General features: G+C 34.0%; 14 protein-coding genes. 5 read left to right on the plus strand and 9 right to left on the minus strand.

Annotation, left to right across the window (positions count from 1 at the left end):
• Nucleotides 1-56 precede the first annotated feature (56 nt).
• From ACTJFD_RS08930 to ACTJFD_RS08940, 3 genes are all read left to right on the plus strand, one after another.
• On the plus strand, nucleotides 57-2,195 hold the full coding sequence (locus tag ACTJFD_RS08930) for an LTA synthase family protein (RefSeq protein ID WP_442261031.1): 2,139 nt from the start codon (nucleotides 57-59) through the stop codon (nucleotides 2,193-2,195).
• A gap of 136 nt (nucleotides 2,196-2,331) precedes the next feature.
• Nucleotides 2,332-3,123, plus strand: a complete 792-nt coding sequence (locus tag ACTJFD_RS08935) for an FtsX-like permease family protein (RefSeq protein ID WP_442261032.1) — start codon at nucleotides 2,332-2,334, stop codon at nucleotides 3,121-3,123.
• Nucleotides 3,123-3,683: a hypothetical protein gene (locus ACTJFD_RS08940; protein ID WP_442261034.1), complete on the plus strand. Its 561-nt coding sequence runs from the start codon at nucleotides 3,123-3,125 to the stop codon at nucleotides 3,681-3,683. The genes ACTJFD_RS08935 and ACTJFD_RS08940 overlap by 1 nt, the downstream gene beginning before the upstream one ends.
• 58 nt (nucleotides 3,684-3,741) lie before the next feature.
• Here the strand turns inward: ACTJFD_RS08940 and ACTJFD_RS08945 are convergent, their stop codons facing one another.
• From ACTJFD_RS08945 to pcrA, 9 genes are all read right to left on the minus strand, one after another.
• Nucleotides 3,742-4,182: a gamma-glutamylcyclotransferase family protein gene (locus ACTJFD_RS08945; protein WP_442261035.1), complete on the minus strand. Its 441-nt coding sequence runs from the start codon at nucleotides 4,180-4,182 to the stop codon at nucleotides 3,742-3,744.
• 14 nt (nucleotides 4,183-4,196) lie between these two features.
• Nucleotides 4,197-6,008, minus strand: a complete 1,812-nt coding sequence (gshAB, locus tag ACTJFD_RS08950; RefSeq protein ID WP_442261037.1) for a bifunctional glutamate--cysteine ligase GshA/glutathione synthetase GshB — start codon at nucleotides 6,006-6,008, stop codon at nucleotides 4,197-4,199.
• A gap of 294 nt (nucleotides 6,009-6,302) precedes the next feature.
• Nucleotides 6,303-7,682, minus strand: a complete 1,380-nt coding sequence (gene rlmD / locus ACTJFD_RS08955) for a 23S rRNA (uracil(1939)-C(5))-methyltransferase RlmD (protein ID WP_442261038.1) — start codon at nucleotides 7,680-7,682, stop codon at nucleotides 6,303-6,305.
• Nucleotides 7,683-7,738: 56 nt separating this feature from the next.
• Nucleotides 7,739-8,761: a diacylglycerol kinase gene (locus ACTJFD_RS08960; RefSeq protein WP_442261039.1), complete on the minus strand. Its 1,023-nt coding sequence runs from the start codon at nucleotides 8,759-8,761 to the stop codon at nucleotides 7,739-7,741.
• 22 nt (nucleotides 8,762-8,783) lie between these two features.
• The gene (gatB, locus tag ACTJFD_RS08965) at nucleotides 8,784-10,214 is read right to left on the minus strand and encodes an Asp-tRNA(Asn)/Glu-tRNA(Gln) amidotransferase subunit GatB (RefSeq protein WP_442261041.1); all 1,431 of its coding nucleotides are present in this window, start codon (nucleotides 10,212-10,214) and stop codon (nucleotides 8,784-8,786) included.
• Complete coding sequence (gatA, locus tag ACTJFD_RS08970) at nucleotides 10,214-11,683, minus strand: Asp-tRNA(Asn)/Glu-tRNA(Gln) amidotransferase subunit GatA (protein ID WP_442261042.1); 1,470 nt, start codon at nucleotides 11,681-11,683, stop codon at nucleotides 10,214-10,216. Before gatA ends, gatB begins: the two co-directional genes overlap by 1 nt.
• The gene (gene gatC / locus ACTJFD_RS08975) at nucleotides 11,683-11,988 is read right to left on the minus strand and encodes an Asp-tRNA(Asn)/Glu-tRNA(Gln) amidotransferase subunit GatC (protein WP_442261043.1); all 306 of its coding nucleotides are present in this window, start codon (nucleotides 11,986-11,988) and stop codon (nucleotides 11,683-11,685) included. Before gatC ends, gatA begins: the two co-directional genes overlap by 1 nt.
• Nucleotides 11,989-12,030: 42 nt before the next feature.
• Nucleotides 12,031-14,055 carry an NAD-dependent DNA ligase LigA gene (ligA, locus tag ACTJFD_RS08980; protein ID WP_442261044.1) on the minus strand — a complete coding sequence of 675 codons (2,025 nt, stop codon included), beginning with the start codon at nucleotides 14,053-14,055 and terminating at the stop codon, nucleotides 12,031-12,033.
• A gap of 19 nt (nucleotides 14,056-14,074) precedes the next feature.
• Entirely contained in the window at nucleotides 14,075-16,321 is a 2,247-nt protein-coding gene (pcrA, locus tag ACTJFD_RS08985; protein WP_442261046.1) for a DNA helicase PcrA, read from the minus strand.
• Between the two features lie 157 nt (nucleotides 16,322-16,478).
• Here pcrA and ACTJFD_RS08990 point away from each other — a divergent pair, with 157 nt between their 5' ends.
• Nucleotides 16,479-16,889 carry a DUF4430 domain-containing protein gene (locus ACTJFD_RS08990; protein ID WP_442261048.1) on the plus strand — a complete coding sequence of 137 codons (411 nt, stop codon included), beginning with the start codon at nucleotides 16,479-16,481 and terminating at the stop codon, nucleotides 16,887-16,889.
• Nucleotides 16,882-17,400: an ECF transporter S component gene (locus ACTJFD_RS08995; protein ID WP_442261049.1), complete on the plus strand. Its 519-nt coding sequence runs from the start codon at nucleotides 16,882-16,884 to the stop codon at nucleotides 17,398-17,400. The genes ACTJFD_RS08990 and ACTJFD_RS08995 overlap by 8 nt, the downstream gene beginning before the upstream one ends.
• The last annotated feature ends 108 nt before the right edge of the window (nucleotides 17,401-17,508 follow it).

A 17,508-nucleotide genomic window follows, 5' to 3' on the forward strand; every position in this document is an offset into this window, starting at 1 on the left:
GTTCAATTTTATATTTGAACAAATGACTAGTTACAGTTTAGAAAGGAAGATTAGTCTTGAAACATAACTATCAAAAAAATTGGATAAATTCCAGACTTGGATTTTTTGCTACACTAGCATTCTTTTTCTGGGTCAAAACGTGTATTGCGTATTTTGTTGATTTCAATTTAAATATGGAAAATATTTTTCAGTATTTTATTCTGATTATAAATCCAATCGCAACCACTCTTTTGTTATTTTCAGCAGCTCTCTATGTTAAAAACCCTAAAAAATCATATATTGTCTTGCTAATTATCTCGTTCTTAACAACACTTTTACTTTATTCAAATATTATTTATTATCGGGAATTTACCGACTTCATCACTGTGAATACAATGCTTGGAGCAGGTAAAGTGAGTTCTGGATTAGGTAAAAGTACAATTAAGATGATGCGACCTTACGATATCATTTATTGGATTGATATCATTGGTTTAAGTTTAGCGTTAATCTTTAAAAAAATAAAAATTGATACTCGTCCTATAAAAGCTCGAGGTGCCTTAGCGGTCACAAGTTTTGCTGTTTTCTTATTTGCAGTGAATTTAACATTAGCTGAAGCCGATCGCCCTGAACTTTTAAAAAGAACTTTTTCAAGAGATCATATTGTTAAATATTTAGGAATGAATGCTTTTACTGTTTATGATGGTGTTCAAACTTATAATGCTAGCCAACGTCGTGCTCAAGCAAGTGAAAATGATTTAGTCAGCGTTCAAGAATATGCTAAGGACCACTATGCTAAACCAAATGAAGAATTATTTGGAATGGCTAAAGGACGTAATGTCATTTATATCCATTTAGAAAGTTTCCAACAATTTTTAATTGATTATAAGTTAAAAGATGAAAACGGTGTTGAACATGAAGTCACTCCATTCATCAACCAACTTTATCATTCCAATGAAACCTTTAGTTTTGATAATGTTTTCCATCAAGTAGGTTCTGGTAAAACAAGTGATTCTGAAACTCTTTTAGAGAATTCATTCTTTGGACTTGGTCAAGGTCCGCTATTTAGTCAATTGGGTGATAAAAATACGTTCCAAGCCGCTGCAAATATCTTAAATCAAGAAGCAGATTACACAAGTGCTGTTTTTCATGGTAATGGCGGGTCTTTCTGGAACCGTAATGAAACTTACAAGCATCTAGGTTATGACTACTTCTTCGACGGTAGTTACTATGATGTTAATGAAAGTAATTCGTTCCAATATGGTTTACATGATAAACCGTTTATGTCACAATCTGCTCAATATTTGGAACACTTGCAACAACCATTCTATACTAAATTTATCTCAGTCAGTAATCACTATCCTTATTCACCTCTAAAAGGAGATGAAGGTGGTTTTCCAATGGCAAATACACCTGATGCAACGATTAATGGTTACTTTGCTACTGCCAATTACTTAGATAAATCCATTGAAGAATTTTTCAATTATTTAAAGGAAACAGGTGTTTATGATAACTCAATGATTATCCTATATGGTGATCACTATGGTATTTCAAACTCACGTAATAAATACCTTGCTGACTTGTTGGATAAGTCAAAAGATGATTGGGGAGATTTCGATGATGCCCAACTTCAAAGAGTACCATTGATGTATCATATTCCTGGCCAAACAAAAGGTAAAGTTTCTCATACTTATGGTGGTCAAGTTGATATGTTACCAACATTATTACACCTACTAGGGATTGATAATTCTAAATACATTCAATTAGGACAAGATATGTTCTCTAGTGAAAAAGACCAAATTGTGGCCTTTAGAAATGGTTCATTTATGACTCCAAAATATACCGTCGTTGGACAAGCCGTTTATCTGAATGAAACAGGCGAGTTATTAGAAGAACTTACACCTGAACAAACAACGGAGATAGAAGATCTTAGAGAAAAAGTAACCACTCAGTTAAATTCATCAGATGCCCTAACAAATGGTGATTTATTAAGGTTCCATACTGATAGTGGATTAAAACCTCTTGATCCTAAATTATTCGATTATAAAAACGGACTAGAAAAAGCCGAAGCGATTGAAAAAGAAAAGGGAAGTAAATCAACTAGTATCTATTCACAACATGGTAACAAATCGACAGCAGATTTATTTAAAACTAAAACTTACCAAGAGTACCATGGTAATGCAACAACGACGTCGTCTAGCACAACAGAAAACAAATAAAAATAATTTAAGATGTACTATTCTTACACTTTTTTAAGAATAGTACATTTTTCGTTCGATGATTAATTTCGGTTTATTCATATTTTTTTCACATCTTCACGTTATAATTTTATTGACAATTGATGGAGGGATACAAATGAATTTGATCAAACAGTCTTATCGCGCAATTAAATATCATAAACGAAATACATTGTTATTCTTTGTGTTCTTTTCTGTATTTCTTATTTTATTCGTTGTCAATAGTCAACTGATTTTAACCCAACGAGCGTCTAATCAATTAATACAAGACAAGTGGGACAGCTTTAAAGCGATTACTTCTTTTTCTTCAACTAATTTACATGAAGAGATTATTAAGAACAATCACAATATTTTAAGCCTTTATAATCACTATTTTATTTTATTGATTACATTTTCGTTTGGCATCTTCTTCTTATATGGACTCGTTACAACTACTTTAAGACGTCAAGAAATATCTTATATGAAAAATCTTGGCTTAAAGAAATTACAAGTTGTTAAACATCTCTATACTGAATTAATTTTAATTTCTGTTGTTAGTTTTCTTGCCATCACTTTCGTTCTCTGCGTTGCTCAAAATTTATTTATTCAGACGACCGCTCAAATTAATCATCAAGTAGCAACACGTGAGTTGTCTGATCAAAAAATTATATTTAATCAAATTTCTCAAGATGATGCTTCCTTAGTCCCTACGACAAAAGAAATCGACAAAAAGATAATCAACAGTTCTCAGTTGTTTTTACCTTTTAATGAACGATCAATCTTTTCTAATAATCATCAAACAGATAATATTGAACGGTTAACCTCAAATATCTCAAGAAACTTTTTATTTTTAATTGTTCTCTGTGGGATAGCAACCCTTTCAGGTTCTTTACTCTATCTCTCATTTTTATATAAAAGGAAGGTTAGTTAATGACTCAATTACCTACAGATCAAACACAATCACTAGCTTCATTAATTTCTGATAAAATTACACTCGTTTTCGACAATCATAAAAACGAAGCAAATGATGCTGATTTTTCCTCTATGGAATGGGACCCCTCATCCTGTGAAGAAGAACTCTCGTTTTTTGATTTGTCCTCTAAAGTAAATGTCATGATCCCTTTTCTTACCGTGCAGGAAAACTTGTTACTAGGTATCTCAAGAAAAGACACCGATAATGTTATCGATGCAATTTTAACCCAACTGCCTATTTTTCATTTACCAAAACGTATTCTAGAAGCTTCGGCAAATGAAGTCACTCAAAAAGAGCAAGTTTTACTTCAAATCATACGTGCAATCTCTTTAAAAAAAATTGTCGTTTTTGATCATATTGACAAAGATAAAAAACAATCTTTGTTCATCAATAGTATCCTACCTGCGCTCTTCAAAATAAAAAAGAATCAGATAATTTCGGTCATTATTTTGACTGATGACAAGGAACTACTAGACTCCGTTTATTATGATCAAGTCTTTTTTATTAAAACTAAATAGAAAAACCTATTTGAGTAAATTCAGTACTACGTACTTACTCAAATAGGTTTTTCTGTTTTTAAATAAATAATGATTCCTGATAGGCTTTTTCAAGTATACTTCTAGCAAACAATGCACTCTCATATCCCTCACAAATTGTATTAAAATACTCTTCTGAAGGGGTTGCTCTTTCCGCTATTGGATTCATGATATAAATCATGACACTCAAAACTCTACCTTGCCATTCAACTTCTACTAACTCTTTACTGTACATTGAAGGATAGTCTTCATATAAATCTAACGCTACTTCGTCCTCTGCCGTAATTTTCCAAATTAAAACAGGGACTTCACTTGCTTTAGCTTTACTTACCGTTGCATAAGCATGTTCTGTTACTCTTCTAAATTCCAATTTATAATCCTTTAAGACCGTCGCTCCTAAAACAATCGCAGACGGACAACGTTGTTCCATTTGTCCTAAATTTAAATTAGAACCGTATGCTAAATAATAGCGTTCTTTCATGCAAGTACCTCCTTTTATTTACTTGTTTCCTTAATTTCTGGAAATAATTTTTCTAACATTTTACTAGCTAAGGGACGACCTTTACCCTTGAATGGATACATATGCATATGAATTGCTGGGTTAAAATTAGCTTCAATAATACCATAATCCAATGAGATTTGATTAGCTGGGCGATGATGATCTTCAATCATTAAATCAATCCCCGATACAAAAGCGCCTAGTGACTGAACTGCATCTGCTGCGATTTTTTTATAACTCTCATCCATATCATCCGTCATATCTATCGAATCTCCACCCGTACTAACATTTGAATTCTCTCTAAGGTAAATTACCTGTCCCTCCGTTGGAATGCTGTGGATGGTCATTCCTTGCGTTTTAAGCATTAGCTTTTCAACATCATTCAATTTAATAAGTTGTAACGGACGACGATAGTGTGTTCCTCGTAATGGATCTTGATTTTTCTGGTTAACTAATTCTTCGACTGTTCGGATGCCATCTCCTTTAATATTAGCTGGGACACGGAGAATTATCCCTTCAACTTCACCATCTAACACATAAAAACGATACTCCGTTCCAGAGATAAATTCTTCAATTAAAATATGCTCATCCTCTTCAAAAGCAATCCGAATTGCCTCGTTGAAATCAACTTGAGTAAATCCTTCTTCAAATATTGAAATTCCTAAACCAAAATTAGTCGATTTAGGCTTCACTACTATCTTTTGATGACAAAATTCGATATAACTCGCTTCGGCAATCGAAAAAGAACTATACTCTTGTCCCATGGGTACACGAAAACCATTTTCATTCAAAATATTTTTTGTGACTGTTTTATTTTCCATAATTAGGGGTGAAACATAACTATCTAAACTTGTCATATTTGTGTTTTTAACATACTCAACATGATTTTGATAATAAAGCTTCACAAATTGATCATTACTATCTAAGATTTCAAAATTAATTCCCTTTTCAATCGCACTTGCTAACATTAATTGTGTTGAAAGCTCCATTTCCTCAAAACCAGGTAATTGAAAAGGATTATCCCAAATGTAGTCATGGTATTCTTGATTTTTTTCTATGGACGACTTTGTTGGAAATGTTAAAGTCTTGACTTTGGTTAATGATTCAACTAATTCTAACTCCGGACTATTTCCATTAATTTGAGCTAACATTACTGATAATTCTTTCGATAATTCAAAAACATTGGCCACTTTTTTTTCCTCATTTAAGGCATAGAACGCATAGAGAAACAATAATTTTAAACTCATCAAATGCTCAGAAGTTAAGGATTGGTCTGTTTCCTGACTTAATTCTAAATTTGAAAAGGAGAAAACCTTTGTTTCTTTTTCAAATTTAATTTCAAGGTTTTGTTTAAAAATAGGGCCTAACATAGGGATTAATAGATAAAGGCGATCTACCAAAGTTTGACTTAACTCTAATAAAATATCTTTATTTTCTATTTCAAGTTCCGATTGGAAAAAAGAATTTAATTTAACTTGAAATTCCCAACAACCACTCTTAGCCTGTGTGTCTAAGTAAAAGGGCTTGCCCATTTTCCTCAAAAAAACAGCTTGTTCTGCAGCCAAATATTGAAGAATAGAAAGTTCGCTAAATAAAAAAGGCGTCCTAAACTGAACTTTTTCATTTTGTAAATCTAAAAAAATAGAGTGTTCATTTTTTTGAAAGTAGGAAGTATTCTCCTGTTTACTTTTTATTCTATTACCTTGTGAATCCACACAACCTTTTTTCAAAATGACACTAAAATGAACTCTTTTAAAATACTCAATTAATTGTCGCTTTTCATTTAATAATTTTGGAATGTCTAGCATAAGTCGCTCTCCGTATCCTGTTATATTTATCAAAACGCTGATAATTTTCGTTTCAGATATAAGTAAATAATAGCATTGCCTCTGCTCTAGGGCAAATACTTCCTATTTTAAAACTAAACGTCTTTGATAAAGAGTTGCAATTTAAAACTGACTAACTTAATTTTTTATAATAAAAAAACAGAACTTTTTGAAGCGACCCCCAAAAATCAGATTTTTAATCTAACTTCTAGGGCCACTGCATTTACAGCTCTGTTTTCGATTTGAAGCTATTCAATTTTAACGATTGTTTCTTTCTTAACGTCTTTCTAAAAGTGCAACACTTTCCACATGTGATGTTTGAGGGAACATATCAATCGGTTGAACTTGTGATGTATGATAACCCAACTCAGCATAAAGTGCTAAATCACGAGCAAACGTTGCTGGGTTACAAGAAACATAAACAATTTTCTTAGGTTTCATTTCAACTGATGCTGTAATAAAACTTTCATCCAACCCTTTTCTTGGTGGGTCAACAAAAATAACATTTGGTTTAATTCCCTTTTCTAACCATTGTGGGAAGACAACTTCTGCCTTACCTACTTTAAACTCAATATTTTCAATTTCGTTTAGTTCAGCGTTGATTTTCGCGTCATTAATTGCTTCTTTGATGACTTCAACACCATAAACTTTTTTAACTTTATCCGCTAAACTAATCCCAATTGTCCCGATTCCACAATAAGCATCAATCACAACATCTGTTGGTTTCAAAGTCGCTAGTTCCATCGCTTTTTGGTATAAAACCTCCGCTTGTAAAGTGTTGATTTGATAGAATGAACGAGCGGAAATACGATATTCTTTTTCTAATAAATAATCAATAATATATTCTTTTCCGGATAAGCAAACAAATTCGTCTGATAATAAAACATTTGTTTTTTCAGGTTGGACATTTTGCATAATTGAGATTACTTCTGGCAAAGCTTCTTCAATCTCTTTACACATTGCCTCTGAATTAAATAATTTTTTCTTTCGCGTCACAAAAACAATCATCATTTGATTCGTAAAATGACCTTTACGAACCATAACTGTTTTGATAGTTCCAGAATTATCAGCTTCATTATAAGGCTTTACATGATATTTTTTTAAAATATCTTTGATTACAACTAAAGCATCGTCAATTTTTTTATCTTGAATATAAAAATCATTAATTGCCACTAAATCATGACTATTCTTACGATAAAAACCAACTTCTAACTCACCATCAATTTTTCGAACTGGAATTTGTGCTTTATTACGATAATGTAATGGGTCAGCCATTCCTAAAACTGGTAAAACTTCAACATTTGTCAATTTAGCAATTTTTGTAAGGCAATTTTCGACTTGTTGTTGTTTAAATAATAATTGACGCTCATAGGTCATATGGTGTAGTGGTGCAATCCCTGTTCTGATTAAAGATTCATCGATTTCTTCTACTCGATCTGGACTTTTAGTGACCCAATTTAAAACTTTTGCAAAACCAAATTTTTTGCCTACTTTTAAAATTAAAACTTCAACTACTTCGCCTGGAATCGCATTTTCAATAAAAAGGGGATAACGTTCAACTTTGGCAACGCCTAAACCTTCATGTGTAAAATCAACAATTTCAACTTCTAACGTTTCATTTTTTGTTACTGGAATTTCTTTATTTGTTTTTTTCATATTTACCGTCCTTAGATTATTTAAAAAAGGAAAGACTAGACACTAATTGTCCAGTCTTAATCTTCATTGGAAATTTTACCATCACCATCAATATCTTCGTTGGTGAGTTTTTCAACCTGTTTAATAAATTCATCGCTAGCTTTCTCTGCTTCACCCGAAACAGCCGATTCAGGGATTTCATCAAGATTAGCATAAATTTCAATATGTTGCTTTAAATTTTCGAAAGTCATCGGTGCATCCCCACCATATTCACCATCTAAATTTATCATCATTCTAAAATCTGGATCAATTGCATCAGCATAAAGTTTAGATGTTTTAACATAAATAATTCGTGGATCATTAACATGTTTCCCACCATTAATCATTAATGCAACCAAATGCATAATTTCAATAACATTGGCTGTTTTAACAATAATTAAAGAAAATTTACCATCATCTAGTTGAGCATCTGGCGATATTTTTTCAAAACCACCAATTGAATTAGTTAAACCCAAAAAGAACATCGAGGCTTTTCCTTCATAAACCCCGTCATCGTATTCCAGTTTCATTTCAATTGGTTTCACACGAGGTAACATCTCTGCTCCTTTAACAAGATAAGCAAGGTAGCCAAAAAGACTTTTTAAGTGAGAAGGAACTTCGTAAGTCAATTCTGTTAAGTACCCACCCGCTGCAATATTCATAAAGTAAGTTTCACCTGCTTTACCAATATCAGAATGAATCGTTTGGTTTTTCAAAATAACTTTAGCTGCTTCAACAAAATTATCTCGAGGAATTCTTAAAGCTCTTGCAAAGTCATTAGTTGTCCCACCAGGAATAATCGCTAACTTAGGTCTTTTTTCTAACCCTGCAATTCCGTTAATTACTTCGTTAATCGTACCGTCACCACCTGCCGCAACCACTAGTTCAAAACCATCCAATGCGGCACGTTTTGCTTCTTTTTTTGCAGAATTTGGTTCAGGTGTGGTCGCAAAAGCACTTGCTTCATATCCTGCTTGTTCCATCACATTCAAGATATCAACGATACTTTTTTTCAATGCTTCTTTTCCCGATGTTGGATTGTAAATTAATCGTGCTCTCATGTCATCCTCCTATCCAACGTTTTTAACGTTTTGATAATTCTTGATTTAGTAATTGGTTCACAACTCCAGGATTTGCTTTTCCTTTTGTTGCTTTCATCGTTTGACCTACTAAGAAACCTACGGCACGGTCTTTACCATTTTTAAAGTCTTCAATTGATTGTTCGTTTTTATCTAAAATATCATTAATTATTGGTAATAATTGAGCGGGATCAGAAAGTTGAACTAATCCTTTCGCCTCAACCACTTCTTTTGCATTTCCACCATTTTCAATTAATTCTTTAAACACCTTTTTAGCAATTTTTGAACTGATCGTTCCATCAGCAATCAGATTAATCATTCCCGCTAAATTCTCAGGTGTTAACTTAGTTTCTAATAGCTCTAATTTTTCACTATTTAAATAAGCAGAAACTTCACCCATTAACCAGTTAGAAGCTTGTTTAGCATCTGCACCATTCGCAAGTGTGTTGTCAAAGAAATCTGACATTTCTCGAGATAGTGTTAAGACCATCGCATCATATTCGGGTAAACCAAGCTCTTCTACATAGCGTATACGACGAGCTTGAGGTAACTCAGGAAGGCTTTCTCTTACTTTTTCTACCCATTCATCTGAAATCTCAAAACGAGGTAAATCTGGTTCTGGGAAGTAACGATAATCAGCCGAACCTTCCTTTACACGCATCAGTAATGTCTTTTTCGTTGCTTCATCATAACGACGTGTTTCTTGTTGGATAATTCCTCCTGATAAAAGAACACGTGCTTGACGTTTTTCTTCATGTTGTAATCCTAGTTTTACATGACTTAATGAGTTTAAGTTTTTTAATTCTGTTTTTGTACCAAATTCTTCTTGCCCATAAGGTCGTAATGAAATATTAGCATCACAACGCATCGACCCTTCTTCCATTTTAACGTCACTGACGCCTGTAAATTGAATGATTGAACGAACGGCTTCTAAATAGGCATAAGCTTCTTCAGGCGAACGCATATCAGCTTCAGAAACAATCTCAATCAAAGGAGTCCCTTGACGATTTAAATCAACATAAGAAAAACCATCTGTTCCATGAATATTTTTCCCAGCATCCTCTTCCAAGTGAACACGTTCAATTCTAATTTTTTTCTTTTTACCTTCTACCTTAATTTCAACCCAACCATCGTGTCCGATTGGCTCATCAAATTGTGAAATTTGATAAGCTTTTGGGTTATCAGGGTAAAAATAATTTTTACGATCAAAATGGGTCTCTTGTGAAATTGTACAATTTAAAGCAAGTGCTGCTTTCATACCATATTCTAAGACACTTGTATTCATTACTGGCAAGACACCAGGCATACTAAAATCAACAACGTTGGTATTTGTGTTCGGTTCTGCTCCAAAATGAGCGGCAGAAGATGAAAATATTTTACTATCTGTTTTTAATTCAACATGGATTTCTAATCCGATGACTGTTTCAAAATTCATTAATCCCGACCTCCTAGAATTACTGGTTTCATTTTATGGAACTCTGTTGCCTCTTCAAATGCTGCCGCAGCTTGATACATCGTGACTTCATCAAAATAATTACCAATTAATTGTAAGCCAATTGGTAGTCCTTCAGAGAAGCCAGCAGGAATACTCATACCAGGTAAACCAGCTAAGTTAACAGGAATAGTTAAAACATCACGCATGTACGCTGTAACAGGATCATCTGCATCCGCACCAAAATCATAAGCAACAGTTGGTGAAACGGGACCTAAAATTAAATCAACCTCTTTAAAAGCTGCTTTAAAGTCATTAATTATTAATGTACGAACTTGACCAGCTTTTTTAAAATACGCATCATAATAGCCAGAACTTAATGAGAAGCTTCCTAACATAATGCGACGTTTAACCTCTGTTCCAAATCCTTCAGAACGAGAATTCACGTAAACATCATCTAAATCGTGGACATTTTCAGAACGATAACCATAACGAATACCATCAAAACGTTGTAAGTTTGATGAGGCTTCTGAAGAAGCGATAATATAATAGACTTCTACTCCATATTTAGAATGTGGCAAGCTGATTTCTTTAACAGTTGCACCTAACGCTTCATAAGTTTTAACTGCATCGTTAACTGCTTTTTTCACATCCGGATGTACACCTTCACCCATAAATTCTTTAGGCACACCGATGGTTAGACCTTTAACGTCTTGACCGATTTTACTAGTAAAATCTGGAACTGCAACTTTTGAACTCGTACTATCTTTAGCATCGTAACCAGAGATAGCATTTAAAACCAGTGCATTGTCTTCAACTGTACGTGTCATTGGCCCAATTTGATCTAAACTAGAGGCAAATGCGATCAAACCAAAACGAGAAACACGACCGTATGTTGGTTTTAACCCTACAATACCATTAAATGAGGCTGGTTGGCGAATACTACCTCCTGTATCGCTTCCTAAAGAAGCTGGAATTTGGCCAGCTGCAACTGCGGCGGCAGAACCTCCCGAAGAGCCTCCCGGTACTTTGCTTTCATCCCAAGCATTTTTAGTCTTTTTAAAGTAAGAAGTTTCCGTTGTTGCGCCCATTGCAAACTCATCCATATTTAATTTCCCAACTGGAATCAGATGATTTGCATATAAATTCTGAACACTTGTCGCATCATATACAGGTTCAAAATTATATAACATTTTACTTGCCGCTGTTGTTAGTAAATCTTTTGTAACAATATTATCTTTAATCCCAATTGGAACACCTGCTAAAGGTGTTGCCACAGTGATTCCTTCTTGATCTAATTTTTCGGCTTGTTGTAATGCTTTTTCTTGGTTTAATGTAATAAAAGCATCGATTTTAGGTTCCGTTGCTTCAATGCGTTTAAATGTTTCGGATACAACTTCTTTAGCAGATACTTCTTTTGTTTGTAAACGTTGTGCTAATTCTTTAACAGATAATTCATGTAATTTTGTCATTATGCATCTGCCTCCCCATTATCGATAATCACAGGTACTTTAATAAAGCCATCCTCTGTCTGAGGCACATTCTTCAATAACTCATCTCTTGATTCACCTGGAATAACGATGTCTTCTCTCATCACGTTAATTTCTGAAGCAACATTAGAGGTAAATGGTACTCCTTCAGTATCGATTGAATCTAACGTTGCGACCATATCAATAATTTGACTCATTTGGCCTGTAAATGTTTCTAGCTCTTTATCACTAAAAGATAATTTTGATAAATTTGCGACTCTTTTAATTTCTTCATTTGTAATTGCCATTTATGTCCCTACTCTCTTTTCTTTAATCATAACATCTCTATTTTATTCAACTTTCGAACTATTTTCAATGGCTGTTATCATTTGTTTTTCATTCCAAACTAAAATGCCTAATTTTTCAGCTTTTGCTAATTTGCTTCCTGCCTCTTCGCCCGCAACAACAATGTCGGTTTTCTGGGAAACACTACCAGTAACTTTCCCACCAAGTCTCTCAATTTTTTCTTTAGCTTCCGTCCTTGTATAATCATACAACTTACCCGTTAAAACGACTGTTTTATCTTTAAAAGGCGATTCGACAGACTCTAACGTGGCACTCGTCACTCCAAGATAAGTCAGATTAACGTTTAACTCTTTAAAAGATTGAATTAATTGTTGAGTTTCTATTTTTTCAAAATATTTTTCGAGACTATCCGCAATGATTGGACCAATTGTTTCTATTTCATTCAATTCCTCTTTAGTGGCAGCCATAATTTGATCAATATTCCCAAAGTGAGCCGAGATAATCTTAGCTGCTTTCGCACCAACATGATTAATCCCTAGACCAAAAATTAATTTTTCAACCGAATTTTCTTTGCTTACTTCAATCGCCCGTAAAATATTATTTGCTGATTTCTCTTTCACTTTATCAAGCATCAATAATTCTTCTTCTGTCAATCGATAAAGATCAGCTACATTCCTAATCAGGTCTCGCTCATACATTTGTTCCAATAGCTTAGGCCCTAAGCCGTCAATATTCATTGCTTGGCGCGAAACAAAATGATTTAATCCTTCTTTAATTTGCGCTGGACACATCGGGTTCATACAACGTAAAGCAACTTCAGATTCAATTTTTTCTAAAGCCGACTGACAAGTCGGGCAAAGCGAAGGCATTTGGTAAGGTTCACTTGTTGCCGTTCGTTTTTCAACTAAAACTCGAGTGACCTCTGGAATAATATCACCCGCTTTATGAATCATCACTACATCTTCCAAACGAATATCTTTTTCTTGAATTAAATCCGTATTATGCAAACTCGCTCGAGAAACTGTTGTCCCCGCCAACAATACTGGGTCCATCACTGCTGTAGGTGTCACAACACCTGTTCGCCCTACTGTCCATTCAATTGAACGAATCGTCGTCTCAGCCTCTTCCGCTGGAAATTTATAAGCAATGGCCCAGCGAGGTGCTTTGACGGTAAAGCCAATTTCATTTTGCTGTTTAAAATCATTAACTTTAATGACAATACCATCAATTTCATAAGGTAAATCATGACGTTTATCTGTAAAATAGCAAATATAATCCCATACCTCTGAAATATTTGCGCATAATTTTCTTTCATGGTTAGTATGAAAGCCTAAGTCATCTAAACGGTGTAATGCTTTTTCTTGAGTAGCCATACCTAAGACTTCTGGTTGTGCAACCGTATAAATAAAAGTGCTTAAATTACGTTTAGCCGTGACATCCGCATTTAATTGACGCAAGCTACCAGCAGCGGCATTTCGAGGATTTGCAAAAACATTTTCGCCATCCTGTTCCCTTGTTTCATTCAATGTTACAAATGACTGTTTCGACATGTAGCATTCACCACGTACCTCAAGGTTAAGAGGTTCTGGTAACTGGTGTGGGATATCTTTAATCGTTTTTAAATTAGTTGTGATATCTTCGCCAACCGTTCCATCTCCTCGCGTTGAACCTTGCATTAACTTTCCATTGACATACCTTAAATTAATCGCTAAACCATCTATTTTTAACTCAACCATATAAGTTAAAGAATGTCCGACTATTTTTTTGACACGCTCATCAAAACGAATCAAGTCAGCTTGATTAAACGCATTTCCTAGACTTAACATGGGAATAGTATGCGTTACTTTTTTTAACTCACTTGATGTTTCACCACCCACACGTTGAGTGATTGAATCTTCCGTTACAAGTTCAGGGTATAAACTTTCCAATTCTAAAAGTTCAGCGTAATGACGATCATATTCACTATCTTGAACAGTCGGTTGGTCCTTTTCATAATACTCACTCGCCCATTGATTTAATAAACCATGCAAGGTTTGGACCCGTTTTTGTATTTCACGATCAACTGTCATTTCTTTTCTTCCTCTCAGATTATACTTTTTCAATAGGAGCGAAAGCTGCTAGTAAACGTTTGACTCCTTGTGATGGAAAGGCTACATCTAATTCTAAATCTTTCGCACGACCACTAACCTTTACAACAGTACCAACTCCCCACAATTTGTGCGCTACTTTATCGCCTGCTTGCCACGTATTTAAATCGCCACCCGTTTTAATTTTTGATGAAACAGATGTCTTTTGAGGTTGGATATACTTAGCACGTTGTGGTGTTCCTGACTGCCGAGAAAAGTTAGCCTGAGAATTCGGTTGCGCACCTTCACGTTCTAAAATTGTCTTATCAATTTCTTCTAAAAAGCGAGAGGCACGATTATATTGAATACGACCATACAACATTCGACTAGAAGCATTGGTTAAATAAAGTTGCTTTTCAGCTCGAGTAATACCAACATAAGCTAAACGGCGCTCTTCTTCTAATTCCTCATTTTCTAATAAGGCACGAGATAGTGGGAAAATCCCCTCTTCCATTCCAACTAAAAAGACATACGGAAACTCAAGTCCTTTTGCTGCATGTAGCGTCATTAACGTAACTTGACCATTCTCTTCTTCCAAGTTATCAATATCCGAAACCAAGGACAAATCATTAAGAAAGAGTGCTAATTTACTAAACTCCGCAGCCTCTAACTCATCTTCAAACTCTCCTGCTTCTATTTTACGATCAAATTCTTGTGTCACTGTGAGAAACTCATCTAAGTTTTCAATTCGAGAATGTGATTCTAATGTGTTTTGAAGTTTTAAATCATCCATGTAGCCACTTTTTTCTAAAATCTGTTCAACCAGTTCAGTGATACTTAGAAATGGAATCATCTTTTGAAAATTTTCAATCATGGAACCAAAATTTGCAAGTTCTCTACCGGCTTTACCACTAATATTAGTTAAATTAACATCAATCGCTGCTTGGAGTAATGTCCAGTCATGAATCGTTGAAAAATTACGTAATTTTTCAATTGTACCTGGTCCAATCCCTCGCTTAGGGCTATTGACCACTCTCTCAAAGCTTAGTGAATCACTCGCATTAGAAATGATATTTAAATAAGCAAGAATATCTTTTATTTCCTTACGATCATAGAACTTATGTCCACCAATCATTTTGTAAGGTAGATTTGCTTTTAATAACATCTCCTCTACCAAACGGCTCATTGCATTCGTACGATAAAGAATACAAAAATCACCGTAAGATCCTTGCGTTTCACTTGATATTTCCTGAATCTTAGACACAATATACTGTGTTTCTTCACGGTCTGTTTGTCCACGATAATAAACAATTTTTTCTCCAGGTTCATTATCAGTCCATAATTCTTTTTTCTTACGTTCTTGATTATTTTGAATCACATCATTTGCAGCTTTTAAAATATTTTTAGTTGATCGATAATTTTGTTCTAGCAAGATAACTTTAGCATCACTATAATCTTTTTCAAAATTCAAAATATTTTGCATGTCGGCCCCACGCCAACCATAAATACTTTGATCCGCATCACCAACAACACATAGGTTTTTAAAACGCTCTGATAACATCTGCACCAACGTATATTGGGCATGATTTGTATCTTGATATTCATCCACATGAATATATTGAAACTTTTGTTGGTAATATGCTAACGTCTCTGGATTTTTTTGAAGTAATTGAGTCGTTAACATAATTAAATCATCAAAATCCATCGATTGATTATGCCGCAATTCCTTTTGATAGCGATGGTAGCATTTAGCTACTATCTTTTCAAAAAAACCAGTATAACGTTCTTCATAAGCTCGTGGAGTTAACAATTCGTTTTTTGCTTGACTAATAGCATTAATTAAACTACGTGGTTCGTATTTTTTAGGATCTAAATCTTCCTCTTTAACAATCCGTTTCATCAATGTCAATTGATCAGATGCATCTAATATCGTGAAGTTTCTTTGGTAACCTATCAAATCGATATCACGACGCAAAATTCGGACACACATCGAGTGAAACGTTGAAACCCAAACGTCTTCACCTGCACGACCTAAAAGAGCAATAACTCGTTCTTTCATTTCACGTGCAGCTTTATTTGTAAATGTAATCGCAAGGATATTCCAAGGATTAATCTCTTTTTCTTCAATGAGGTAGGCAATACGATGGGTTAAGACTTTTGTCTTACCACTCCCTGCTCCAGCCATAATGAGCAACGGTCCCTGAGTGGTTAATACCGCTTTTTGCTGTTTATCATTTAGACCAGAAATTAGTTTTTCTTTGTTAAACATAAATACGAACATCCTTTCTTACTCAATCTTATCTATTATAGCAAATAAACCAAAAAAATTCTTTCAAAATCATCAGATAAACAAGGAAATATTTGATTTTTAACAAATTAACCGTTATGATAATTTAGAAATTTAGATAAAATTATTGGAGGACAAAATGAAAAAAATAGCAATTAAACTAAGTTTAGCTACAATACTGTTCATCACAGTAGGCTGTGGTCAGACAAATGAGAAACCAAAATCAACAACAAAAACAGCGAGCACCGTGACTTCACTCGAAAAAAAAGAAGACAGAGCCACTATTACTCTCATCGAAGATGAAAAAGAAGTTACTTCAAAAACAATTGAATTCAAAGAAGGAACAACTATCATGGCTATTACTAAAAAAGCATACGATCTCACTGAAGACAAAGGTTTTGTTACTGAAATTGATGGTATAAAACAAAATGAAAATGAAAAGAAATATTGGATGTACTATATTAACGGTAAAGAAGCAACTAAAGGAGCAAATGAAATTAAAGTTCAAAAAAATGATAAAATCGAATGGCGCTTAAATTCTTTTGAATAAAACATCCTCTTTATATTTTATAACTTATGTCGGCTTAATCAGTACCGCTTGTTATGTGGGACGGATTGCTTTTAGCTTTTTACCAAATATTCAACCCGTTACAACTATCTTGATTTTAACAACGCTCATTTTAGGTTTTAAATTTGGATTAAGTGTTGCGGTTGTCACCTTACTAATTTCTAATCTTTATTTAGGAATGGGACCTTGGACTTTTGCACAAATTGGAGCTTACTTAGCCATTATTAGTTTAACTTTTCTTTTAAGAAAACTATTAAACAAAAGCACACTTTTAGTTAAAAGTCTCTTTTGTGGTCTAATGGGATTTGTTTTTGGATTGGTTATTTCTCTAATTCAAGCTCCTTTTTTCGGACTAACGGCTTTTTTACCCTATTACCTACAAGGACTTAGTTTCGATTTCTTACATGCTGTTGGAAATGTTGGCTTTTCCCTTATTTTATTTCCAATTTTAACGCCTCTATTCAATAAAATAAAAGAAAAACATTTTTTATAAAAAATGAGACTGTATCTTAAGTAGTCTTGCGTGCCAAAGCCAACGATTAAATAATATAAAAAAGGATGAATCTGAGAAAAAACTCAAATTCATCCTTCAACTAAAAAG

The organism is Vagococcus sp. (assembly GCF_052102835.1).
GTDB lineage: Bacteria > Bacillota > Bacilli > Lactobacillales > Vagococcaceae > Vagococcus.